Source organism: Alphaproteobacteria bacterium (assembly GCA_033344895.1).
Lineage (GTDB): Bacteria > Pseudomonadota > Alphaproteobacteria > UBA8366 > Aestuariispiraceae > Pacificispira.
Genome location: JAWPMN010000001.1, coordinates 1,847,855 through 1,869,376, shown reverse-complemented (window position 1 = coordinate 1,869,376; position 21,522 = coordinate 1,847,855). Strand labels below are relative to the sequence as shown.

Sequence of the window (21,522 nt, the reverse complement as noted above, 5' to 3'; positions counted from 1 at the left end):
GCATCCCGGCGGCCGGTTAACGACCGCCGGTGCCCGGCACTCAGCTCTGCGGCTCCAGGGCGTAGCCGGCGGAGCGGACGGTGCGGATCACATCGGCCTCGCCGCCCTCGTTCAGCGCCTTGCGCAGGCGCCGGATATGCACGTCGACGGTGCGCAGTTCGACATAAACGTCGCGGCCCCAGACGGCGTCCAGCAATTGTTCCCGGCTGAAGACCCGGCCCGGATGCTCCATGAAATGGCGCAGCAGACGGTATTCGGTCGGGCCCAGCTTGATCTCGCGGCCGGCGCGATGAACGCGATGCGCGGCGAGGTCCATCTGCAGGTCCGCGACGCTCAGCGCCTCGTCCGACAGGGCCGGGCGCGACCGGCGCAGCAGCGCATGGACGCGGGCGGTCAGTTCGGCGGGCGAGAACGGCTTGGTGACGTAATCATCGGCACCGGAATCGAGGCCACGCACCGTATCCGCCTCCTCACCCCGCGCGGTCAGCAGGATGATCGGCAATTGCTTCGTCGCCGGTCGGCGGCGCAGTTGCCGGCAGACCTCGATGCCGGAAAGCTGCGGCAGCATCCAGTCCAGCAGGACCAGATCCGGCGGGTTTTCCTCGATCGCGACCAGCGCTTCCTCACCGTCGGAGACCGCATCGACCTCGAACCCCTGATGCTCGAGATTGTAGCGCAGCAGCGTGACGACCGCGGTTTCGTCTTCGACGATCAGAATCTTGGGCTTCATGCCGCTCATCGGTTTGACCCCTCCGTGATCCCGGATGGCATCAGGCATCGTTCTCATCCTTGTCGTCTCCGGCGTCATCATCATCGTCATCCGCACCGTCTTCGTCTTCCGGCCGCATCGTCGCATAATTGGAAGCATCGGCCTTCGGGCGGCGTTCGCTCAGCGGCACGCCCTCGACCTGGAAATGGATGGTCTCGGCGATGTTGGTGGCGTGGTCGCCGATCCGTTCCAGGTTCTTGGCGATGAACAGCAGATGGGTGCAGGGCGTAATGTGCCGCGGGTCTTCCATCATGTAGGTCAGCAATTCGCGGAACAGGCTGGTATAGAGCGCATCGACATCCTCGTCGGCCTCCCAGACCTCGATCGCCTTGTTGGTATCGCCCTGCAGATGGGCGTCCATGACGTCCTTCAGCATGGTCTGTACCGGACGGCCGATCCGCACCACGCCGCGCAGCAGCGGTTCCGACGGCATCTGGTTGAGGGCCAGCGCGCGCTTCGCGATGTTTTTCGCGTAATCGCCGATCCGTTCGATGTCCGACGATGTGCGCAGGGTCGCCACAATATAGCGCAGATCATTCGCCATCGGCTGGCGCAGAGCCAGCATCCGCACGACCAGACTCTCGATCTCGCGCTCCAGCGCGTCGATTTCCTTGTCGCCGTCCTTGACCGTCTTGGCCAGAGTGTTGTCGCGTTTTTCAATCGCCGTCAGCGCGTTCGCCAGCTGGCTTTCCGCCAGGCCGCCCATACGGGCCAGCAGCTTGGTCAGCTTGTTGAATTCCGCGTCGTAGGCGGCGACAATGTGGCCGTGAGAAACGTCTGCCATGGTTTTCGTACTTTCTTGCTGAAACCTGCCGGACCGCCCCGATGGCGCGCCCGCCCAGAATAACAGGATTCGTCGGTTATCAGCCGAAACGGCCGGTGATGTAGCCCTGGGTTCGCTCGTCTTTCGGGTTGGTGAAGATCTGTTCGGTTTCGCCGTATTCCACCAGAACGCCGAGGTGGAAGAAGGCCGTCTTCTGCGAGACGCGGGCGGCCTGCTGCATCGAGTGGGTGACGATGGCGATCGTGTAGTTCTCGCGCAGTTCGTGGATCAGATCCTCGATCTTCGCCGTGGCGATCGGGTCGAGGGCCGAGCACGGCTCATCCATCAGGATGACTTCCGGCGCGACCGCGATGGCACGCGCGATACAGAGGCGCTGCTGCTGGCCGCCCGACAGGCCGGTGCCCGGCGCGTCGAGGCGATCCTTCACCTCGTTCCACAGGCCGGCCTTCTGCAGCGAGGTCTCGACGACCTCGTCCATCTCCGCCTTGTTGCGGGTCAGGCCGTGAATGCGCGGACCGTAGGCGATGTTCTCGTAGATCGACTTCGGAAAGGGGTTCGGCTTCTGGAACACCATGCCGACCCGGGCGCGCAGATGCACGACATCGACGGCTTTGTCGTAGATGTTCTGGCCGTCCATGGTGATGTCGCCGGTCACACGGCAGATGTCGACCACGTCGTTCATCCGGTTCAGGCAGCGCAGGAAGGTCGACTTGCCGCAGCCCGACGGACCGATCAACGCCGTCACTTCCCGTTCCATGATGTCGATATTGACGTCGAACAGGGCCTGCTTCTCGCCGTAGAAAACGCAGACGTCCCGGCCCTTCACCTTCACTTCGCCGGTGCCGCTCCTGGCGGCCGCGCCGCCGAGATCGGACTCCATGCCGTTGGCGGGCTCGGCGACCGTGTCAGAAATATTCGAAGACATCATATCCTACCATTTTCTCTGAAAGCGTTGACGGAGCACGACAGCGATAAGGTTCATTGCGACCAGGAACCCGATCAGAACCAGGATCGCCGCGGAGGTTCTTGCGACGAAGCCGCGCTCAGGGCTGTCGGCCCAGATAAAGATCTGCGTCGGCAGGGCCGTCGCCGGATCCATGATCCCGCCGGGGTCGGAGGTGATGAAGGCGTTCATGCCGATCAGCAGCAGCGGTGCCGATTCCCCGAGCGCCTGGGCCAGCCCGATGATCGTGCCGGTCAGGATACCCGGCATCGCCAGCGGCAGCACGTGATGCATGATCACCTGCTGGTGCGAGGCGCCGATGCCGAACCCGCCTTCGCGGATCGACGGCGGCACGGCCTTCAGCGCGGCCCGGGTCGAGATGATGATGGTCGGCAGGGTCATCAGCGACAGTACCATGCCGCCGACCAGCGGTGCCGAACGGGGCAGGCCGAAGAACTGGATGAAGACCGCAAGGCCGAGCAGGCCGAACACCACGGACGGCACCGCGGCCAGATTGTTGATGTTGACTTCGATCAGGGCGGTCAGGCGGTTCTTCGGTGCGAATTCCTCAAGATAGACCGCGGCGGCAATGCCGACCGGGAAACTAATCAGGAAGCAGACCAGCAGCGCATAGAACGACCCGACGATCGCGCCGGACATCCCCGCCAGTTCCGGGAACCGGCTGTCGGCGGAGAAGAACAGGGTCCAGTTGAACGGCGTGCTGATCAGCCCCTTCTCGTCCAGGGTGTCCCACAGGCCGATCTGGAAATCGTTCACCTTCCGCTGTTCTTCCGGCACGTCGCGCGGAATGACGCCCTTGTGGAACTGATCGAACGCGTCGGAAACCGGCACCGTGACCGTGATGGTCCGGCCGATCAGGTCGGGATCGTCCAGCACCAGATCGCGGACCTGGTACTGCGCGCCGTTCGACGGGATCTGGTACATCGCGCGCTTGTCGTTGCGGGACTGCACCTCGGGGAACATGTCCTCGAAGGCACGCCGCACGACGACCCGGAAATTGCCCTGCTGGATCTCGTCCGGCTTCACCAGCTCGGGATCGATCGTGACTTCCAGATCGATATGCGTCTGGATGAAGGACGAGGCCCCGGTATAGAGCAGCGACGTGAACAGCACGCCCAGCATCAGGATCGCCAGCGCGATCGCACCGATGCCATAGGCCTGAAGCCGGATATTCGCGTTGCGCCGGCGCTGGTTGTGCTTCTTGCGGGCGCCGGCGACGCCAACATCGGAAACTTGAGTGGCCATTTCTGGATGCCCCCGGATCAATCGTATTTTTCGCGGTATTTGGACACGATGCGCAGCGCAATGACGTTCAGGCAGAGCGTGACCACGAAGAGCACGAGGCCGAGCGCGAAGGCGGCGAGCGTCTTCGGACTGTCGAACTCGGTGTCGCCGATCAGCAGCGTGACGATCTGCACCGTGACCGTAGTCACCGATTCGAACGGGTTGGCCGTGATCTTGGCAATCAGGCCGGCGGCCATCACCACGATCATCGTCTCGCCGATCGCCCGGCTTGCCGCCAGCAGGATCCCGCCGACAATCCCGGGCAGAGCCGCGGGCAGCAGCACCGACACAATGGTTTCCGCCTTGGTCGCGCCCAGGCCGTAAGAGCCTTCACGCATGGAATGCGGCACGGCGCTGATCGCGTCATCGGACAGCGACGAGACGAAGGGAATGATCATGATCCCCATCACCGCCCCCGCCGCCAGCGCGCTGTTCGGCGCAACGTCCAGCCCCATCCAGGCGCCGAAGGAGCGCAGCGCCGGAGCCACCGTCAGAACCGCGAAGAAGCCGTAAACGACCGTCGGGATCCCGGCCAGAATCTCCAGGATCGGCTTCACGACGGCCCGAACGCGGCTGGAGGCATATTCGGCCATATAGATGGCGCTCAGCAGGCCGATGGGCACCGCGACCAGCATGGCGATGATCGAGATCAGGATCGTGCCGACGAAGACCGGCACCGCACCGAAGGCGCCCTCGCCCGCGACCTGGTCCTCGCGCATGGCGATCTGCGGTTCCCAGCTGAGGCCGAAGAGGAATTCGTACCACGGCACCATCTGGAAGAAGCGGAATGCCTCGAACAGAAGCGACAGGATGATGCCGATCGTGGTCAGGATCGCGAAGACGGAGCACAGGACCATCGTCCACTTGACGATCCGCTCGACGCCGGTCCGCGCCCGGAAGTCTGAATGAAGGCGGCTGCGCGTCAGGCCGAGACCGACAATGGCGACAAAGGCGCAGGCCGCGACCATCGCCCAGTCCGCCAGCAGCTGCCAGCCGTTGAGGGCGCTTGCGGCGGCCCGGACATCGGGGCTGGGTTCCCCGAAGATCTGACCGGCGGCGACGGAGCGGACTTCACTGATCAGCAGTTCAAGCTGCGAGTCGCTGCGCCCGGCGAGAGCGGCTTCCGGAAAGGACGCCAGGATCATCGCATCCAGGATGTGCCCTTCCAGGGCGGCCCAGACGAGCAGCAGCAGGACGGCCGGGATCGCCGCCCAGAGGCCGACATAGGCCCCGTGATAACCGGGAAGCGAATTCAGCTGGGCCCCGCCGGCCGGCGCCAGCCGGCGCGCAGCACTCGAGGCCACGATATAGCCCAGCACCGCGAGCGCGACGATAACGATCAAGGAGATACCGAACATTTTGTCCCCCCGGAAGCCGATGTCGGCCGCATGCCGGACCATCGGAACCTGGTACGCATTTCACCGACGGGCACCGCACGCGCCCGATGGGGCGCGTGCGGCTTCCGAAGGTAACGGATGATTACGAGCCGTAGCGCGTCATCATCGCGCCGTCCATGACGGCCTTCTTCAGTTCTTCACGCTTGGCATCGTCGAGAGCGACCAGACCGCGCTCCTTCAGGTAGCCCGCCGAACCCATGGCGTTGTCGCTGACATATTCCGACAGGAATTCGTTCAGACCCGGGATCACACCGCGATGGGCGTTCTTCACGTAGAAGAACAGCGGACGCGACAGCGGGTAGGAACCATCGGCGATCGTGTCGAAATCCGGGGTGACGTCGTTGATCTGGATGCCCTGCAGCTTGTCCTGGTTTTCGTAAAGGAAGGAATAGCCGAAGATGCCGTAGGCGGTCGGATCGGCTTCCAGGCGCTGAACGATCAGGTTGTCGTTCTCACCGGCTTCGATGAACGGGCCGTCCTGACGCATGCGGTGGCATTTCGTCTTGGCTTCGTCCTTGCTCAGCGCGGCGTGTTCCGGCAGCTCTTCACAGCCGACTTCCATCGCCAGTTCGACGAAGGCGTCGCGCGTGCCGGAGGTCGGCGGCGGGCCGAAAACCTGGATGGCGACATTCGGCAGGTCCGGGTTGACGTCGGACCAGGTCTTGTTCGGGTTGGCAACCCACGCGCCGTCGACCGGAACTTCCGCGGCCAGCGCCAGGAACAGGTCCTTCTGGGAGACCGAGATCGCTTCGCCTTCGCGGGAGACCGCGATGGACAGGCCGTCATAGCCGATCAGGGCTTCGGTGATGCTGTCGACACCGTTTTCCATACAGGTCTTGAACTCGGACTCTTTCATGGCGCGCGACGCGCCGGTGATGTCCGGATGATCCGCGCCGACGCCGCCGCAGAAGATCTTCATGCCGCCACCGGTACCGGTGGATTCGACGACAGGCGCCGCGCTGCCGGTCTTCATGGCATATTCTTCAGCCACGGCCTGGGTGTACGGGAACACCGTCGACGAACCGACGATCCGGATCTGGTCGCGGGCCTGGGCGGCACCGGCAAACGCAACGGCACCAAGGGCGGCAACCGCGAGCGTCGTCTTGAAACCTTTCATGTCTTCACTCCATTCTGACTTCGGTCAGGATTAGTTCGGAAGTTTCCGTCGATGGGTAATGACGTCGTGAACTCCTACATGCCCCGGATGGTCTCGCGGCACATAACCACTCCTCGCTTCGCCTTCGGAATTGGCTTGCCGCACGCGAGCCCGTGCGCCTCCGCCCCCATGACGTTGCGGCTTCATTTAAAGACGAGTGCTGACGGTTTTGTGATGCCTGTAAGACGTTTTCGTTACATGAACGAAAATTGGTCTATACAATAATGTGTCATTCCGGAGGGCGACGCGCCCCCAAAGCGCTGGAATCATCGCCTGATCCCAGGGACTTATCCTCCGCGGCTTCGCGCCCTACCGCCACGGGCAGGGTGACGGAGAAGGTGGTGCCCTTGCCGATTTCGCTGGTCACATTCAGACGACCGCGGTGTCGGTTCAGAATGTGCTTCACGATCGCGAGCCCCAGTCCGGTCCCCCCCATTTCCCGCGAACGCGCGGCGTCCACCCGGTAGAACCGTTCGGTCAGACGCGGCAGGTGTTCCGGGGCGATACCGGCGCCGCGATCGATCACATCCACCGTCAGGCGCCGGGGGTCGCGCCGCCGGACACGCACCGTCACCCTTTCGCCCTTGGCACCGTATTTCAGGGCATTGTCCAGCAGGTTCTGGAAGACCTGGAACAACTGGTCGGAATCGCCGCGCACCGGCGGCAATGGTTCCTCCCAGTCGGTTTCGATCGTCACGCCCAGTTTTTCGGCCTTCTGAGACAGCATCTCGATCAGTCTTGTCAGCAGGCCGGGAAGCTGAACCTCGTCGCGCGGGCGACTGTGCTCGTCCATTTCGATCCGCGACAGGCTGAGCAGGTCGGAAATCAGCCGGAACATGCGTTCCGACTGTTCCTGCATGATTGCCAGGAACCGCTCATGGGCCTCCGGATCGCCCTTGGCCGGACCGCGCAGGGTTTCGATGAACCCGGTCAGGCTGGTCAGCGGGGTGCGCAGTTCGTGGCTGACATTGGCCACAAAGTCGACGCGCATCTGTTCCGACCGGCGCAGCGCCGTCACATCCTGAAAGTCGATCAGAATGACCGGCGCGTCCCGGCCCGCCGGCATGCCGGGGGGCGGGTCCACCGGCTCCACACGGACAATGAACTCGGTTTCGACCGGCACGGGCAGCTTCAGGTCGACCGATTGCGGTCCATGGCCCTCGATGGTGCGGTCGATCGCGCTCAGCAAGGCCGGGTCGCGCAGCCCGTCGGCGATGTCACGACCGGTCAGGTCGCTGTCGACCAGCGCATGCGCCACTGCATTGGCGCGCACCACCCGGCGGTCGCGATCCAGGAAGAAGATCGGGTGCGGCAGCGAGGAGACGATCCTGTCCGCCACTGCCGCCTTGTAGCTGAGGGCGTCGAGCTGGGCCTGGGCCTCGGCGGTCAGGCGGTTCAGCCGCCGCATGACGATCGTTTCCGCCGTCAGCCGCCGCCGTACCGCGATGCCCGCACCCAACAGAATCGCGGCGCCCAGAATGATCGCGGCATGCACCGGGATCACGCCCTTCGTCAGCATCAACGCCAGGACGAGCGCCGCCGGGGCCGTGGCCAGCAGTATCGATCTGATCCAGGATCCCGACATGGCGCACCCGCGTCCTAGGCGATGGCGTCGTGCGCAGCCAGTGCCGCCAGCGACACGAGGTCGCTGACGCTGGATCCCATCTGGGCGACCTGAACCGGATGGGCCAGACCGAGCATCAGCGGGCCGATCATCGTGCCGCCGCCCAGGCTCTGCAGCATGCGTGAGGCGATATGCGCGGAATTGATCCCCGGCATCACCAGCACATTAGCCGGGCCGCTGAGCCGGCAGAACGGATAGAGCCGCTGCATCAGATCATAGTCCAGCGCCGCGCTGGGCGAGATATCGCCGTCATATTCGAAGTCGACGCCTTCGGAATCCAGCAGGTCGACCGCATCGCGCACCCGTTTGCCGCCGGGCCGGTCCGGATTGCCGAAATTCGACGCATAGAGCATGCCGACGCGCGGCTCATGCCCCAGGCGGCGGGCATAGGCCGCGGCCTCCTTCGCAATCTCAGCCAGGGTGCGGCCATCCGGCAGCTCGTTGACCGAGGTATCCGCGATGAAGATCGTGCGGCCGCGGGCCACCATGATGGTCAGGCCCATCGCGGTATGGCCGTCGGCCACATCGATGACCTGGCGGATGCCGTCATAGGCGACATTGAAGGCCCGCGTCGCCCCGGTCACCACGGCATCGACCTTGCCCTTGGCCAGCATGCAGGCGGCGAAGACGTTGCGGTCCTGGTTCACCAGCCGCTGGCAGTCGCGGTGCAGATAGCCGGCGCGCTGAACCTTGGCATAGAGGTAGTCGGTATACTCTTCATTGTCGGAGCTGAGCCGCGCATTGTGGATCTCGAACTGGATCGACGCGTCCAGCCCCAGTTCCCGCGTGGTCTCGCGAATGCGGTCTTCGCGCCCGACCAGAACCGGCGTGCCATAGCCCGAGGTCTGGAACAGCGCGGCGGCGCGGATGACGCGCGGATCCTCGCCCTCGGCAAAGCAGACCCGCTGCGGGTTCTGGCGCACACGTTCGAAGATGAAATGCAGCATGTTGGCGGTCGGATCGAGCCGGGCCTTCAGCTCCTGGCGATAACCCTCCATGTCCATGATCGGACGGCGCGCGACCCCCGACTTCATCGCCGCCTCGGCGACCGCCGCAGGGACGCCGACGATCAGGCGCGGATCGAAGGGCACCGGAATGATGTAGTCCGGCCCGTATTGCAGCGCCTGCCCGCCATAGGCGTTGGCAACCTCATCCGGCACATCCTCGCGGGCCAGGCGCGCAATCGCTTCGGCCGCGGCGATCTTCATATCGTCATTGATCGTCGTCGCGCGGACATCCAGCGCGCCGCGAAAGATGTAGGGGAAGCCCAGGACGTTGTTGACCTGGTTCGGATAGTCGGACCGGCCGGTGGCGACGATCGCGTCGGGCCGCACCGATTTGGCGTCGTCCGGCGTGATTTCGGGATCGGGATTGGCCATGGCGAACAGGATCGGCTTGTCCGCCATTGTCTTGACCATTTCCGGGGTCACGGCGCCCTTGACCGACAGGCCGAAGAAGACATCGGCGCCGTCCAGCGCCTCCGCCAGGCTGCGTGCGTCGGTGACCGCGGCATGGGCGGATTTCCACTGGTTCATGCCTTCCTTGCGGCCCTGATAGATCACCCCTTTGGAATCGCACAGGATGACGTTGTCGGCCGGCATGCCCATCGCCTTGATCAGCTCGGTGCAGGCGATGGCCGCCGCACCGGCGCCGTTGACCACCAGCTTGGTGTCCCGGATGTCGCGCCCGGTCAGATGCAGCGCGTTGATCAGCCCCGCCGCCGCGATGATCGCGGTGCCGTGCTGATCGTCATGAAACACCGGAATATCCAGTTCCTCACGCAGGCGCTGCTCGATGATGAAGCATTCCGGGGCCTTGATATCCTCCAGGTTGATGCCGCCGAAGGACGGGCCCAGGAAACGCACGCAGTTCACGAATTCGTCGACATCCTCGGTCCCGACTTCCAGATCGATGGAATCGACATCGGCGAAGCGCTTGAACAGCACGGCCTTGCCTTCCATCACCGGCTTGGAGGCCAGCGCGCCGATATTGCCGAGGCCCAGCACCGCCGTGCCGTTGGAGATCACCGCGACCATGTTGCCGCGTGCGGTGTAGTCATAGGCCGTCACCGGGTCTTCCGCGATGCGCAGGCAGGGCGCCGCCACCCCCGGCGAATAAGCCAGGGACAGATCGCGCTGCGTCGTCAGAGGCTTGGTCGGCGCCAGTTCGATCTTGCCCGGCCGGCCCTGGGCATGGAACTGCAGCGCGTCCTCGTCGGTGATCTTCTTGTCGGCCATACTTCTCCTCCGGGGTTCTTCAGGGTAACCGTCCCCGCGAACCTTGTTCTGTTGTCGCAAACTATAGGTCTAGCATGTGAACGGGATTATGACAGTGTTTCCAATAAGGTTGCGGCAACCGTCTTTTCTTGGCCGTTGAAGCACCCTATCCTGCGGAACAGGGTTAATCGGACGATACAAGAGAAGACGAACGCTGGCGGGAAGAGGCAACGGTACGACATGGCGCAACAATCGGGCATGGCCAGCCAGGAATATCTGCTGCTGGACTACGCACAACGTCTGGAACGCCACCGCGACGGGCGGCGCGGCGTACATGTGCATCTGTCGCGCCTGAAGCCCCAGAACCGCCGCGAACACCATATCCGCATCGCCCTGAACACGCTGGATGATTTCGTCTCGACCTTTGAGGGTCAGTCCTTCCTGCTGGGCAACAACGACCTGATCTTCGTGGTCAAGGGCGCGACCCTGCAACAGATGGACGACGCGGTCATGCGGCTGCGCTATCTGTTCAGCGACGATCCGCTGACCCAGGCCGAGCCGGATTCCGATGAAGGCCACGGCCGATTCGCGACGCTCTACAACATTGAAGGCCAATACGCGAAGTTCATGGATCTGTGCGAGCGTGTCTTCGAGGAGGAACGCGCCCGCCAGAAACGCCTGCAGCAGATGGCCGAACAGTCAGGTGAGACATTCGAGGATGCGCGCCGGCCGCTGAAGCCGGAACAGCTGGGCCGGCTGGAGGAGTTTCTGGAACGCGCGGATCTGTCCAGCGTGTTCCGGCGCCAGGCGGTCAGCGTCGTCCACAAGCAGTCGCCGCCCAAGCCGATCTTCAACGAGTTGTTCATCTCGATCTTCGATCTGGCGAAGACGGTGCTGCCGGATGTCAACCTGGCCGCCAACCGCTGGCTGTTCCAGCATCTGACCCAGACGCTGGACCGGCGCGTGCTGAAGATGCTGGCCCGGGCCGACGACCGGACCCTGCATTCCTCCTTCTCGATCAACGTCAATGTCGGCACGCTGCTGGCGCCGGAATTCCTGGATTTCGATTCCAGCCTGCGCATGGGCAGTCGCGGCACGCTGGTGGTCGAACTGCAGCTGCTGGACATCCTGTCCGACTATTCCTCCTTCGTGTTCGCCCGCGATTTCGTTCGGGAGAAGGGCTATCGCATCTGTCTGGACGGCATCTCGCCGGAACTGACCCGGTTCGTCGACCGCCAGTTCATGGAGGTCGATCTGGTCAAGCTTTCGGCCGGGTCGGTCTTCGATTCCGGTGGCAGCCAGGAGCAGCGGGCGGAGATCGCGAAGCAGGTCGACCGGATCGGCAAGGGCCGCGTGATCCTGTCGCGCTGCGATAACGAGGCGATGGTACGGACCGGTCAGGGCATGGGTATCACCATGTTCCAGGGCCGCTATCTGGACGCCGTGCTGCAACAGATGTCCCGGTCCAAGAACGCGCCTGCTCCGCGCGCGGCGCGCCGCTAGACGGCCCGAAAATGGAACAGGTTGCCGCCTTCCTGGACACCCTGTCCGGGGTGATGCCCCAGACACTGCCGATTGCGCTGATCCTGGCACTGGGCATCCTGTTCGACGCCGTGATCGGCGATCCGCGCTGGTTCTACCGGCATGTCCCCCATCCCGTCGTGCTGATCGGCAAGCCCATCGGGTTCCTGGATCGTCGCCTCAACCGGGAGGGCCGCCCCGAAACCGACCGGATGATCCGCGGCGCCGTCACCGTCCTGTTCATCGTCGGAAGCGTCACCGGGATCGGCTGGGCACTGGCCGCCCTGTTCGCGGGCCATGCCTGGGGCTGGGTGGCGGAGGCCGTGGTCGTCGGGGTGTTTCTGGCGGCCCGCAGCCTGCACGATCATGTCCGCCGGGTCGGCAAGGCCCTGCGCAGCGACGGGCTGGAGGGCGGACGGCGCGAGATCGCCCATATCGTCAGCCGCGACCCGCGCAGTCTGGACCGCCATGGCGTCGTCCGGTCCGGCATCGAATCCCTGTCGGAGAATTTCAGCGACGGCGTCATCGCGCCGATCTGCTTCTATCTGGTCTTCGGCCTACCCGGCCTGCTGGCCTACAAGGCGATCAACACCCTGGACAGCATGATCGGCTACAAGACCGACCGTCACCGGGCCTTCGGTTTCGCCGCGGCACGGCTGGACGATATCGCGAACTGGGTGCCCGCCCGGATCAGCGGGCTGCTGCTCTGTCTCGCCGCCTGCTTCACGCCGACCGCCTATCCGCTGCAGGCCCTGCGCACAATGCTGCGCGAGGCGAAGAAGCATAAATCACCCAATGCCGGCTGGCCGGAGGCTGCGCTGGCCGGGGCGCTGGGAGTTGCGCTGGGCGGCCCGCGGACCTATCCGGGCGGTCAGGTCGTCGGCGTCTGGATCGGCGAGGAATTTCCGGCCCGCCTGGAACCGCGCGACATCGACCGCGCTCGCGCGCTTTACATCGTCGCCAATCTGCTGGTCTGGTTCGCGGCCCTGACGGGGGGCCTGGCGACGCTGCTATGACGGCAGCACGACGGTAAAGCGGGAGCCGTCCCCGGGCGCGCTGTCGACCTCGATCCGGCCGCCATGACATTCGACCAGCTCACGCGACAGACGCAGGCCGAGACCGGTTCCGGTCTCGCCCTCCGTCCCCGGCACCGACTGGGTCCGGTCCAGCGAAAACAGCTCGGCAACCGTCCCGGCATCCATCCCGATGCCGCTGTCGGTCACCGCTATCCGTGTCTCGCCATCCGACCGCAGCGCGGATATCCGCACCGTATCGCCGGATCGGGAGAATTTCAGGGCGTTGCTGACCAGATTGCGCAGCACCGTCTCGATCATCTTCCGGTCGGCCGTCAGCGACAGGGTTCCGGGCAGGTCGGTGACCAGATCGATCCCCTTCTGACGCGCGACCGGGGCGAACAGGTCGGTCACATCCGCGACCGAATCCGCCAGCGCATAGGGGTGCGGATCGCAGGACATCGCCCCCTGCTGCAACCGCGCCCAGGACAACAGGTTCTCCAGCAGCTTGTGCAGGTTCCCCGCCGCCGCGTGGATGTCGTCGCCATATTCCGCAATCTGGTCGCGTGACAGGGTCGCGATCTTCCGGCGCAGCAGATCCGACATGCCGATCAGGACGTTGAACGGGCCCATCAGGTCATGGGCGATGATTGAGAAGAAGCGGTCCTTCTGACCGTTCAGCTCCGCCAGCGCGTCATTGGTCTCCCGCAATTCACGGGTCCGCGCCTCGACCTCGCGTCTCAGTTCGGCCTCGGATCGCTCCAGTATGGTGCGTGCCTGCTGTTCCGCGGCCACCTTCTGACGCTGCAGCAGGCGGATCCGGTCGGCCAGCGCCAGCGCGAACAGCACCGCCTCGCCCAGCAGCCCGATCCAGGCGATGCGCAGGGTCAGATCGTTGGTCGGGGCCAGCCCGACGAAGCGCCCGATCAATAGCGCGACGGAGACGAACCAGACCGCCCAGGCCAGGGTGAAGATGCGGGCCGACTTCACGCCCCGCCACCACAGCATCGCGCCATAGACCGGCAGCATGGTCAGGACCAGACCGCCGATCATGACCGACTGCGCCGCCAACGCCCCTTCCCCCAGCAGATACAACACCGGCGGCAGCACGAAATACGCCATGACCAGGCGCAGCACCGTGTCGAAGCGCGGGGTCAGACGCCAAGTCTCCAGGAAGGTGCGGCTGAACTGAACCACCAGCATGAAGGCCAGGGCGGCAAACAGCGGCGCGCCGAACTCCCCCAGTCCGGGATAGTCTGGCCACAGGAAGCGGTTGCCGAATCCGGAGGCCGACGCAAAGGCCATCTGTGTGGCTGCGAAATAGGCCAGATACCAGAAATAGACCCGATCGCGGACAACCGCGAAGATCACGACATTATAGAGGAACAGCAGCCCGGCCCCGCCGGCAAACACACCCAGCAGCATCCAGATCGCGTGCTGCTTCTTCGAATAGGCCTTGGGCGACGACACCTGAAAATAGACGTCGATCCCGTCCCCGCGTTCATGATGAAGGCGGACATAGAGCGTGCTGGTTTGCCCCGGCCCGGTGGTCAGTGGCGCCGCGAAACCTTCGCCCGGCAGCGGCCGCCGGTCATAGGGCAGGCGGTCGCCCATCGCGATGTGGCGGACCGTTCCATCGTCGAGCCGGTGATAAAGGTCGACATAATCGGTCAGCGGAAAAGGGAAATTCATCACCCAGTCGACAGGGTCCGCGCCGCGATTGACGGCCTCGAACCGAACCCACCAGGCGGATCGGGTGATCCCCATGGAGGTTGACCGATCCCCGGCCGGCACGAACTGGCTATCCATGGACCCGTCCACGATGGCCTCGGCCGGCAGCATTGCATCCGGATCTTCCAGCAGGGCGGCGTGCCCCATCGGCGCCTGGACAGCCATGTCCCGCGATAACTGAAAGGGATCGGCCGCTGCGCCGGTTGCGAGAAAAAGCGCGATCAGCAGCGCAATCGCGCCGCCCGTCGCAGCCCTGAAGCCTGCCATTCCCCCCACCCCGCCTTGTGCCGTTCAGAGCCCGACCGCGGCTTCCTTTTCTGCCCGCAGCGCCTCGAGACGCAGCCGTTCGCGCTTGCCGATCCGTTCGCTTTCCGATTTCAGCTGCCCGCAGGCGGCCAGAATGTCCTGACCGCGCGTCTTGCGGATCGTCGCCACCGTCCCCGCGCGGTGCAGGATCGCCAGGAAGGCCTCGATCCGCGCCGGGTCGGAACAGTCGAATTCACTGCCCGGCCAGGGGTTGAACGGAATCAGGTTCACCTTGGACGGGATGCCCTCCATCAGGCGCAGCAGGGTGCGCGCGTCGGCATCGCTGTCGTTCACGCCTTTCAGCATGACATATTCCCAGGTCACCCGGCGCGACGTGGTCAGACCGGGATAGCCGCGCACCGCCTCCATCAGTTCGGCGATCGGGTATTTCCGGTTGATCGGAACCAGCCGGTCGCGCAGCTCGTCATTCACCGCATGCAGCGAGATCGCCAACGACAGGCCCAGCTCCGCGCCGACACGGCGGATATCCGGCACGACCCCCGAGGTCGAGAGCGTGATCTTGCGCCGTCCGATGGCAATGCCGTCACCGTCGGAGACCAGCCGCATCGCCGCCATGACATTGTCGGTGTTGTACAGCGGCTCGCCCATTCCCATCAGCACGATATTGCTGATCCGGCGGCCGGCCTCTTCCGTCTGGGCCCAGTCGCCCAGCGCGTCGCGCGCCAGCATCACCTGTCCGACGATATCGCCCGGCGTCAGATTCCGAACCAGCTTCTGGGTTCCGGTGTGGCAGAAGGCGCAGGTCAGGGAACAGCCAACCTGGGAGGAAATGCACAGCGTGCCGCGATCCGTTTCCGGGATGAAGACCATCTCGGCCTCGTTCCCGTCCTCATAGCGCAGCAGCCATTTTTCGGTGCCGTCCTTCGATTTCTGATGCATCGAGACCTTCGGCCGGTCGATGCGGCAGGTCTCCTCCAGCTTCGCACGGAACGCCTTGGACAGGTTGGTCATGTCCTCGAACCGCTGGGCGCCGCGATTGTAGATCCAGTGATACAGCTGCTTGGCGCGGAAGGCGGGCTCTCCCATATCCTTGACCAGCGCCGTCAGGCCATCGCGATCCAGCCCGATCAGGTTCGGGCGCGCATCGACCGCCGGCGCCAACTGGCCGCCGGGCATGAAATCCTGCAAGGATGCTGCATCACTCATAATCGAAATCCTGCACGTTTGCGGCAGGTCATACTCCCCCTGCCCCGGTCGTGTAAACTAACAGGCGCAAGAACCGAGGAGAAAACCTATGGCCTTCGAAGACTATAAAGCAGAAATCGCGCTGCTGCTGTCCCAGATCGACAACGATCCGGGGGATGAGCACGAAATCCACATGCGCCTGCACACACTGCTGAACACCCTGCGCGCCGAGGGCCTACCGATCCCCGACGACCTTCGCGATCTCGAAGACTATCTGGACCGGCAGTTCTCGACCGGCGGCTAGTTGACGTTACAGGCCGCGTTGATCGCGTTATTCGCCGCCGTGAAGCCGGACAGGGAATAGGTGTCAGTGGTCTTTGTCCCGCGCGCCGAGGTGCCGACAACGACCATGGTCGAGCCCGCGCGCATCGCACGGATCAGCTTCGGCTCGTCGTCACGCCAGGCATAGGCGCCTTCCCCGCTGGCATAGAGGCGGAACTTGCTGCCGCCGATCGTCACCTCGACCGTGCTGCCGTCCTTGATCGGATATCCCATGTGGAACCCGACCTCGCCGGTAGCCCCCTCCTTCGGACGGTGCATCACGAAGGCCCAGATGTCGCCGCGCTTGCTGTAATCGCCTTCGTCCTTCTGCGGCTGAGAGGCCATGGTGCATCGAGTGCCGCCGCTCTGCGTATAGCTGTAGGCCTGCCAGTCGTTGAACACACCAAGATCTTTGTGGTCCTGCGCCGAAGCGGGCAAGGTAGCCGAGAAACCGATTGTCGCCGGAACCAGCACCGTCGCCAGCCATTTCGCCACCGCGGTACGCATGGGATTCGCCATTGTCACCCTCGCACTCTGAGAACACTATGATAAGGATTGCGTCGGACCGTGCCCCAGAAATAGGACGATTTTTTGACGTTGCCAATGATCCGACGATGAATTCGCCCCGTATCCCCAAGCATGGAACAGGCCGTGCTGACAGTCCGCGACTCCGCCGCCCCGCATATTGCGGCGCGCGCCGCCCTGTCGATGGCCGACAGGACGCCCCCTCGCCGGGCCGGGCGACCGCCGATGACTGACACCGTCATCCCGGACGCCACGGACCTGGCAGCGATGATGCGACGTCTGGCGGAGGACGAGGACCGGGATGCCTTTGCCGCCCTGTTCGAATACTTCGCGCCGCGCATCAAGGCCTACATGATGCGCAGCGGATCGGACGACGTCGCGGCGGAGGAATTCGCCCAAGAGGCGATGTTGATGGTCTGGCGCCGGGCCTCGAGTTTCGATCCGTCCCAGGCGTCGGTTGCGACCTGGGTTTTCACGATCGCGCGGAACAAGCGCATCGACGCCTTCCGCCGGAACAACCGACCGGAACTCGATCCGGACGACCCGCTGCTGCAGCCGGCTGCCGAGCCGATGCAGGACGACAAGATGGAAGAAGACCAGGTTGCGGAAGCCATCCGTACCGCCATGGCGGATTTGCCGGCGGAACAGGTGCGGATGCTGCAGATGGCCTTCTATGAGGACAAGGCTCATAGCGAGATCGCCGAGGAAACCGGCCTTCCGCTGGGCACCGTGAAATCACGCCTGCGCCTCGCGATGGGCAAATTGAAGAATCTGCTAGGAGAGACTGACCTATGACGGCTGCTTTGACATCGGGGGGGGATATGTGGACGGCGGGACCGTCGCATCACCTTTCGGATGACATGCTGTTGGACTACGCGGCAGGTTCGCTGGACGAAGCGACAGGCCTGATCGTGGCGACGCATCTGACCTATTGTGCGGCATGCCGCAAGCGCGCGGCGCGCCTGGACGCGCTGGGCGGCGCGATGCTTCATGACGTTGCGCCGGCGGGCATGTCGCCGGGGGCGCTGAATGCGGTCATGGCGCGCCTTGACAAGGGCACGTCCGAAGGGTCTGCGCCGGTCCGGAAGGATGCCGCGCCGGCGAATGACAATCCCCAGGTGCCGGCGGTTCTCCGCCGGTATCTCGGCGGCGATCTGGATGGCGTGACCTGGAAGAATGTCGGAATGGGGGTCCAGACTTCGGAAATTGCGATCGCATCCCCGGCCAAGCGGGCCTTCCTGCTGCGCGTTCCGGCCGGAAAGGCCGTGCCGCACCATACCCATGCCGGCAACGAATACGTGCTGATCCTGCGCGGCGCCTATAATGATGAAATCGGGCGGTTTGCGCGCGGCGACATGGCGATCAGCGACGGATCGATTCGCCACCAGCCGGTGGCCGAGCCGGATGAAGACTGCATCTGTCTGGTCGTCGTCGACGCCCCGATCCGCCTGACCGGCCCTCTCGGAGCGATCCTGAACCTGTTCGTGAAAGTCTGACGGCGGGCGCGCAGATCGGCGGGGCTCGCGCGGCGGCGGGAGTCACCGTAAGCTTGGGTCATGTTGCGCGCCCTCACCCTCTTCCTCATCTGCCAGTTGCTCGGCGAAACCGTCGCGGTTCTGGCCGGCTGGCCGATTCCGGGCCCGGTGCTGGGCCTCGCCTTCCTGCTGGCCGGCCTTCTGAGTGTAAGGCAGGCGCCGGACTGGCTTCGCGACACGTCGTCCGGGCTGCTGAAGCATCTTTCCCTGCTCTTCGTACCGGCCAGCGTCGGACTGATACAGCATGCCGACCGCCTGCGGGTTGAGTGGCTGCCGCTGGCCGCTGCCGTCCTGATCAGCACGATCGCGGCCATCGCCGCCGGTGCCGTCGTCTTCGTCGCGGTCTCGCGGCTGACCGGAACCCCGGCCGAGGGCGAGGACCGCAAGACATGATCGCGTCGACGCAGGATATCTGGGTCTATCTGTCGGAAACCCCGCTGCTGTGGCTGACCGCCACGCTGATCGCCTATGGCATCGGCCATGTCGCCTTCATCCGCTCCGGCAGCAATCCGGCGGTCAATCCCGTTGCCATTGCCGCCGCCCTTCTGATCGCGCTGCTGGTGGTGACGGATACGGAGTACGATACCTATTTCGAAGGCGCGCAGTTCGTCCATTTCCTGCTGGGTCCGGCCACGGTCGCGCTCGCCGTCCCGCTTTATGTTCACCTGCCGAAAGTGCGCCGGGCGGCGCTGCCGATGCTGGCGGCCCTCGTAGCCGGGGTCGTCACCGCCGTCGGCACCGCCCTGGCGATCGCCGGTCTGATGGGGGCGGGAACGGAGAGCCTGCTGTCGCTCGCCCCGAAATCGGTTACCTCCCCCATCGCGATGGGCATTGCGGAGCGGATCGGCGGCCTGCCTTCCCTGGCGGCCGGTCTTGTCATCGCAACCGGCATTGTCGGGGCGATCGTGGTCACGCCGCTGCTGAACCTGATGCGCATCCGGGACTGGCGTGCCCGCGGCTTCGCGGTCGGGATCGCAGCCCATGGGATCGGCACTGCCCGCGCGTTTCAGGTCAACCCGATCGCCGGTGTCTTCGCCGCGGTCGCGATGGGTCTGAACGGCCTGACCACCGCCCTCCTTGTCCCGCTGATCGCGCATTTGTTACTGTAACCGCGACGATTTGGCGTCTTGAGGCGCGCCCGCGCCATCCGTACCTCTTGAAGCAGTGACATGTACCCTCCGCGGAGGTCTCGTAGACCATGCAGCGCAAAACCATTCCGCTGATCGGCGCCATGCTGGCAGCCCTCGCCGCCATCGGTTTGGCGGCCCTCGTCGTCTGGAATCAGCTTTCCGGCAGTTCCGACCGCGCCGCCCGCGGAGACGGCGAAGCCGTCGTTGCGCCGGGCCTCGAGGTCGGCGGCGATTTCGAACTGGTCAATCACAAGGGCGAGACCGTCACGCAGAATACGTTCGAAGGCGGGTTCATGCTGGTCTATTTCGGCTACAGTTCCTGCCCGGACGTCTGTCCGACGGAATTGTCGAGCATGGCCGCAGCCATCGACATTCTGGCCGAACGGGATGCCGAAGCGGCGCAGCAGATCACCCCGGTCCTGATCACGATCGACCCGGCCCGCGACACGGTCGAGGTTCTGAAGGATTACGCCCCCGCCTTCCATCCGCGACTGGTCGGTCTGACCGGCAGCGACGAGGAGATCGACAAGATCGCCCGGAAATACCGGGTCTACTACGCCCGGGGTCAGCAGATCGACGACGAGTTCTATCTGATGAACCATTCCGGCTATGTTTATCTGATGGGGCCGGACGGCGATTTCATCACCATGTTCCATGGCGGCACCGACCCGGAGTCGATCGCCAACGCGCTGCAGCGCTACGTCGCCGCCGCCGCGACCAGCTGACGGTCGCGGCCCTCGGTTCCGCCCTGCCGCCGCCCAGTACCCACCCGGCCCGGAACGGGCGCGTCGCGCCCATGCCAGTCTCTGTCGGTTGAACGCTTGACCTCCGCGCCGCCGCAGCGGTACTCATTACGCTTGAACATGCGTTTCGGTGCTCCAAAACGGGTCATGAAGGCCCCGGAGCTAAGAGGGAACACGGGAAGGATCTACCCATCAGGGGGTCCAGGCCCGGGCTGCCCCCGCAACCGTGAGCGGTGAGCGGCATTCGCTGCGCCACTGGCCGGGTTTCCGATCGTTTCGGAGATGCTGCCGGGAAGGCTGAATGTCGCTTCGACCCGCGAGCCGGGAAACCTGCCGAGGCGTAAGCGCCATCTCAAGCGACCGTCGGGTGTGACGGGAGGAGACAGAAATGAACGATCGCATTCAGGCCACGACCGCCGATCAGGTTGAAACGGAATCCCGGACCAACGTGCTGGCTGCTGCCGTAGCGGCAGCGCTGTTCGGCACGTTCCTGTTCCTGGGTATGGGCTTCGCGCATTCGGACACGATCCACAATGCGACCCATGACGTGCGGCACGCGCTGGCGCTGCCCTGCCACTAAGCCGCCAGACAATCCGACATGTTCAAGCGCCTTTTCGGCGCGGCATTTGCCGCGGGCATCGTCGCGGGTCTAGCGATCAGCGCGATTCAGGAGTTCACCACCACCCCCATCATCCTCCATGCCGAGGAATACGAGAATGCGGGCGAAGAACAGGCGGCCGTTCAGGACGCTGCGGTCTTCCGCGTCGCCGGCACCGGGGCCTTCCCCGGGTTCACCCTCTACAAGGCCCATAGCGACGAGGCCCATGGCGACGAGGAAGCCTGGGGACCGGAAGACGGTCTCGAGCGCTCACTCTATTCCGCCGGCACCAACATCGTCATGGGCGTCGCCTTCGCCCTGATGCTGACGGCCGCCTTCGCCGTCCATGGCGGCGCGATGAACGGCCGGACCGGCCTGCTCTGGGGTATCGGCGGGTTCACCGTCTTCACCCTGGGCCCGAATCTGGGCCTTCCGCCGGAAGTGCCCGGTAGCATGGCCGCGGAACTGGGCGCGCGTCAGATCTGGTGGATCGGCTGTGCCATCGCGACCGGGATTGGTCTGGCCCTTGCCGTCTTCGGCCGCAAGCTGCCCTTCGTCATTCTGGGCATTCTGCTGATGGCGGCTCCGCATATCGTCGGCGCCCCGCAGCCGGCCGCGGTCGGCGGCGGCGTTCCGCCGGAAATCGCCGGCCATTTCGCGGCCGCCTCCATCGTCGTCGCGGCGATCTTCTGGGCCATGCTGGGCTGGCTCAGCGGGACCTTCTATCAGCGGTTCTCGGGCGCCAGCGCCTGATTTCCA

At 64.6% G+C, this 21,522-nt stretch carries 22 protein-coding genes and 1 riboswitch; of the genes, 10 read left to right on the top strand and 12 right to left on the bottom strand.

Annotation, left to right across the window (positions count from 1 at the left end; all coding sequences use genetic code 11):
• Positions 1–40 precede the first annotated feature (40 nt).
• The 8 genes from phoB to R8L07_09185 all read right to left on the bottom strand — a co-directional run bounded on the left by phoB (position 41) and on the right by R8L07_09185 (position 10,215).
• Positions 41–778 carry a phosphate regulon transcriptional regulator PhoB gene (gene phoB, locus R8L07_09220; protein MDW3205715.1) on the bottom strand — a complete coding sequence of 246 codons (738 nt, stop codon included), beginning with the start codon at positions 776–778 and terminating at the stop codon, positions 41–43.
• Complete coding sequence (phoU, locus tag R8L07_09215) at positions 771–1,553, bottom strand: phosphate signaling complex protein PhoU (GenBank protein MDW3205714.1); 783 nt, start codon at positions 1,551–1,553, stop codon at positions 771–773. Before phoU ends, phoB begins: the two co-directional genes overlap by 8 nt.
• A 79-nt stretch (positions 1,554–1,632) precedes the next feature.
• Positions 1,633–2,433, bottom strand: a complete 801-nt coding sequence (gene pstB, locus R8L07_09210) for a phosphate ABC transporter ATP-binding protein PstB (GenBank protein MDW3205713.1) — start codon at positions 2,431–2,433, stop codon at positions 1,633–1,635.
• A gap of 51 nt (positions 2,434–2,484) precedes the next feature.
• A complete protein-coding gene (pstA, locus tag R8L07_09205; protein ID MDW3205712.1) occupies positions 2,485–3,762 on the bottom strand; it encodes a phosphate ABC transporter permease PstA in 1,278 nt (425 codons plus the stop codon).
• 17 nt (positions 3,763–3,779) lie between these two features.
• Positions 3,780–5,159: a phosphate ABC transporter permease subunit PstC gene (pstC, locus tag R8L07_09200; GenBank protein ID MDW3205711.1), complete on the bottom strand. Its 1,380-nt coding sequence runs from the start codon at positions 5,157–5,159 to the stop codon at positions 3,780–3,782.
• A 121-nt stretch (positions 5,160–5,280) separates the two neighbouring features.
• The gene (locus R8L07_09195; GenBank protein MDW3205710.1) at positions 5,281–6,315 is read right to left on the bottom strand and encodes a substrate-binding domain-containing protein; all 1,035 of its coding nucleotides are present in this window, start codon (positions 6,313–6,315) and stop codon (positions 5,281–5,283) included.
• Between the two features lie 268 nt (positions 6,316–6,583).
• Positions 6,584–7,939 carry an ATP-binding protein gene (locus tag R8L07_09190; protein MDW3205709.1) on the bottom strand — a complete coding sequence of 452 codons (1,356 nt, stop codon included), beginning with the start codon at positions 7,937–7,939 and terminating at the stop codon, positions 6,584–6,586.
• Between the two features lie 14 nt (positions 7,940–7,953).
• On the bottom strand, positions 7,954–10,215 hold the full coding sequence (locus R8L07_09185; protein ID MDW3205708.1) for an NADP-dependent malic enzyme: 2,262 nt from the start codon (positions 10,213–10,215) through the stop codon (positions 7,954–7,956).
• Positions 10,216–10,434: 219 nt separating this feature from the next.
• Here R8L07_09185 and R8L07_09180 point away from each other — a divergent pair, with 219 nt between their 5' ends.
• Positions 10,435–11,697 carry an EAL domain-containing protein gene (locus R8L07_09180; GenBank protein ID MDW3205707.1) on the top strand — a complete coding sequence of 421 codons (1,263 nt, stop codon included), beginning with the start codon at positions 10,435–10,437 and terminating at the stop codon, positions 11,695–11,697.
• An 11-nt stretch (positions 11,698–11,708) separates the two neighbouring features.
• Positions 11,709–12,731 (top strand): adenosylcobinamide-phosphate synthase CbiB, encoded by a 1,023-nt coding sequence (gene cbiB / locus R8L07_09175; protein ID MDW3205706.1) that lies wholly within the window; start codon positions 11,709–11,711, stop codon positions 12,729–12,731.
• On the opposite strand, the gene R8L07_09170 is transcribed toward cbiB, so the two are convergent.
• Positions 12,726–14,726, bottom strand: a complete 2,001-nt coding sequence (locus tag R8L07_09170) for a sensor histidine kinase (GenBank protein ID MDW3205705.1) — start codon at positions 14,724–14,726, stop codon at positions 12,726–12,728. The two genes, cbiB and R8L07_09170, sit on opposite strands and share 6 nt — an antisense overlap.
• Positions 14,727–14,750: 24 nt before the next feature.
• Positions 14,751–15,902, bottom strand: coding sequence for a 23S rRNA (adenine(2503)-C(2))-methyltransferase RlmN (rlmN, locus tag R8L07_09165; GenBank protein ID MDW3205704.1), 1,152 nt, complete (start codon positions 15,900–15,902; stop codon positions 14,751–14,753).
• A 118-nt stretch (positions 15,903–16,020) separates the two neighbouring features.
• On the opposite strand from rlmN, the gene R8L07_09160 reads away from it, so the two are divergent.
• Positions 16,021–16,215, top strand: a complete 195-nt coding sequence (locus R8L07_09160; GenBank protein MDW3205703.1) for a hypothetical protein — start codon at positions 16,021–16,023, stop codon at positions 16,213–16,215.
• On the opposite strand, the gene R8L07_09155 is transcribed toward R8L07_09160, so the two are convergent.
• On the bottom strand, positions 16,212–16,751 hold the full coding sequence (locus tag R8L07_09155; GenBank protein ID MDW3205702.1) for an invasion associated locus B family protein: 540 nt from the start codon (positions 16,749–16,751) through the stop codon (positions 16,212–16,214). The two genes, R8L07_09160 and R8L07_09155, sit on opposite strands and share 4 nt — an antisense overlap.
• 231 nt (positions 16,752–16,982) lie before the next feature.
• Between R8L07_09155 and R8L07_09150 the strand changes: the two genes are divergently transcribed.
• From R8L07_09150 to R8L07_09130, 5 genes are all read left to right on the top strand, one after another.
• Positions 16,983–17,552, top strand: coding sequence for a sigma-70 family RNA polymerase sigma factor (locus R8L07_09150; protein ID MDW3205701.1), 570 nt, complete (start codon positions 16,983–16,985; stop codon positions 17,550–17,552).
• Positions 17,549–18,253, top strand: coding sequence for a ChrR family anti-sigma-E factor (locus R8L07_09145; GenBank protein ID MDW3205700.1), 705 nt, complete (start codon positions 17,549–17,551; stop codon positions 18,251–18,253). The genes R8L07_09150 and R8L07_09145 overlap by 4 nt, the downstream gene beginning before the upstream one ends.
• Positions 18,254–18,313: 60 nt before the next feature.
• On the top strand, positions 18,314–18,685 hold the full coding sequence (locus R8L07_09140; protein MDW3205699.1) for a CidA/LrgA family protein: 372 nt from the start codon (positions 18,314–18,316) through the stop codon (positions 18,683–18,685).
• Positions 18,682–19,401: an LrgB family protein gene (locus R8L07_09135; protein MDW3205698.1), complete on the top strand. Its 720-nt coding sequence runs from the start codon at positions 18,682–18,684 to the stop codon at positions 19,399–19,401. The genes R8L07_09140 and R8L07_09135 overlap by 4 nt, the downstream gene beginning before the upstream one ends.
• Before the next feature lie 89 nt (positions 19,402–19,490).
• On the top strand, positions 19,491–20,147 hold the full coding sequence (locus R8L07_09130; protein MDW3205697.1) for an SCO family protein: 657 nt from the start codon (positions 19,491–19,493) through the stop codon (positions 20,145–20,147).
• On the opposite strand, the gene R8L07_09125 is transcribed toward R8L07_09130, so the two are convergent.
• Positions 20,120–20,314 (bottom strand): hypothetical protein, encoded by a 195-nt coding sequence (locus tag R8L07_09125; GenBank protein ID MDW3205696.1) that lies wholly within the window; start codon positions 20,312–20,314, stop codon positions 20,120–20,122. The two genes, R8L07_09130 and R8L07_09125, sit on opposite strands and share 28 nt — an antisense overlap.
• Positions 20,277–20,518, top strand: a riboswitch (cobalamin riboswitch). It overlaps the preceding gene by 38 nt.
• A gap of 35 nt (positions 20,519–20,553) precedes the next feature.
• On the opposite strand from R8L07_09125, the gene R8L07_09120 reads away from it, so the two are divergent.
• Together R8L07_09120 and R8L07_09115 are read left to right on the top strand one after the other, a co-directional pair.
• Positions 20,554–20,745: a CbtB domain-containing protein gene (locus R8L07_09120; GenBank protein MDW3205695.1), complete on the top strand. Its 192-nt coding sequence runs from the start codon at positions 20,554–20,556 to the stop codon at positions 20,743–20,745.
• Positions 20,746–20,763: 18 nt separating this feature from the next.
• Positions 20,764–21,516 carry a CbtA family protein gene (locus R8L07_09115; protein MDW3205694.1) on the top strand — a complete coding sequence of 251 codons (753 nt, stop codon included), beginning with the start codon at positions 20,764–20,766 and terminating at the stop codon, positions 21,514–21,516.
• The last annotated feature ends 6 nt before the right edge of the window (positions 21,517–21,522 follow it).

What these genes read in the sequence shown, in the direction of transcription:
- phoB (MDW3205715.1), bottom strand. Translation starts at nt 778, where the DNA reads ATGCCTGATGCCATCCGGGATCACGGAGGGGTCAAACCGATGAGCGGC.
- phoU (MDW3205714.1), bottom strand. Translation starts at nt 1,553, where the DNA reads ATGGCAGACGTTTCTCACGGCCACATTGTCGCCGCCTACGACGCGGAA.
- pstB (MDW3205713.1), bottom strand. Translation starts at nt 2,433, where the DNA reads ATGGAGTCCGATCTCGGCGGCGCGGCCGCCAGGAGCGGCACCGGCGAA.
- pstA (MDW3205712.1), bottom strand. Translation starts at nt 3,762, where the DNA reads ATGGCCACTCAAGTTTCCGATGTTGGCGTCGCCGGCGCCCGCAAGAAG.
- pstC (MDW3205711.1), bottom strand. Translation starts at nt 5,159, where the DNA reads ATGTTCGGTATCTCCTTGATCGTTATCGTCGCGCTCGCGGTGCTGGGC.
- R8L07_09195 (MDW3205710.1), bottom strand. Translation starts at nt 6,315, where the DNA reads ATGAAAGGTTTCAAGACGACGCTCGCGGTTGCCGCCCTTGGTGCCGTT.
- R8L07_09190 (MDW3205709.1), bottom strand. Translation starts at nt 7,939, where the DNA reads ATGTCGGGATCCTGGATCAGATCGATACTGCTGGCCACGGCCCCGGCG.
- R8L07_09185 (MDW3205708.1), bottom strand. Translation starts at nt 10,215, where the DNA reads ATGGCCGACAAGAAGATCACCGACGAGGACGCGCTGCAGTTCCATGCC.
- R8L07_09180 (MDW3205707.1), top strand. Translation starts at nt 10,435, where the DNA reads ATGGCGCAACAATCGGGCATGGCCAGCCAGGAATATCTGCTGCTGGAC.
- cbiB (MDW3205706.1), top strand. Translation starts at nt 11,709, where the DNA reads ATGGAACAGGTTGCCGCCTTCCTGGACACCCTGTCCGGGGTGATGCCC.
- R8L07_09170 (MDW3205705.1), bottom strand. Translation starts at nt 14,726, where the DNA reads ATGGCAGGCTTCAGGGCTGCGACGGGCGGCGCGATTGCGCTGCTGATC.
- rlmN (MDW3205704.1), bottom strand. Translation starts at nt 15,902, where the DNA reads ATGCCCGGCGGCCAGTTGGCGCCGGCGGTCGATGCGCGCCCGAACCTG.
- R8L07_09160 (MDW3205703.1), top strand. Translation starts at nt 16,021, where the DNA reads ATGGCCTTCGAAGACTATAAAGCAGAAATCGCGCTGCTGCTGTCCCAG.
- R8L07_09155 (MDW3205702.1), bottom strand. Translation starts at nt 16,751, where the DNA reads ATGGCGAATCCCATGCGTACCGCGGTGGCGAAATGGCTGGCGACGGTG.
- R8L07_09150 (MDW3205701.1), top strand. Translation starts at nt 16,983, where the DNA reads ATGACTGACACCGTCATCCCGGACGCCACGGACCTGGCAGCGATGATG.
- R8L07_09145 (MDW3205700.1), top strand. Translation starts at nt 17,549, where the DNA reads ATGACGGCTGCTTTGACATCGGGGGGGGATATGTGGACGGCGGGACCG.
- R8L07_09140 (MDW3205699.1), top strand. Translation starts at nt 18,314, where the DNA reads ATGTTGCGCGCCCTCACCCTCTTCCTCATCTGCCAGTTGCTCGGCGAA.
- R8L07_09135 (MDW3205698.1), top strand. Translation starts at nt 18,682, where the DNA reads ATGATCGCGTCGACGCAGGATATCTGGGTCTATCTGTCGGAAACCCCG.
- R8L07_09130 (MDW3205697.1), top strand. Translation starts at nt 19,491, where the DNA reads ATGCAGCGCAAAACCATTCCGCTGATCGGCGCCATGCTGGCAGCCCTC.
- R8L07_09125 (MDW3205696.1), bottom strand. Translation starts at nt 20,314, where the DNA reads ATGACCCGTTTTGGAGCACCGAAACGCATGTTCAAGCGTAATGAGTAC.
- R8L07_09120 (MDW3205695.1), top strand. Translation starts at nt 20,554, where the DNA reads ATGAACGATCGCATTCAGGCCACGACCGCCGATCAGGTTGAAACGGAA.
- R8L07_09115 (MDW3205694.1), top strand. Translation starts at nt 20,764, where the DNA reads ATGTTCAAGCGCCTTTTCGGCGCGGCATTTGCCGCGGGCATCGTCGCG.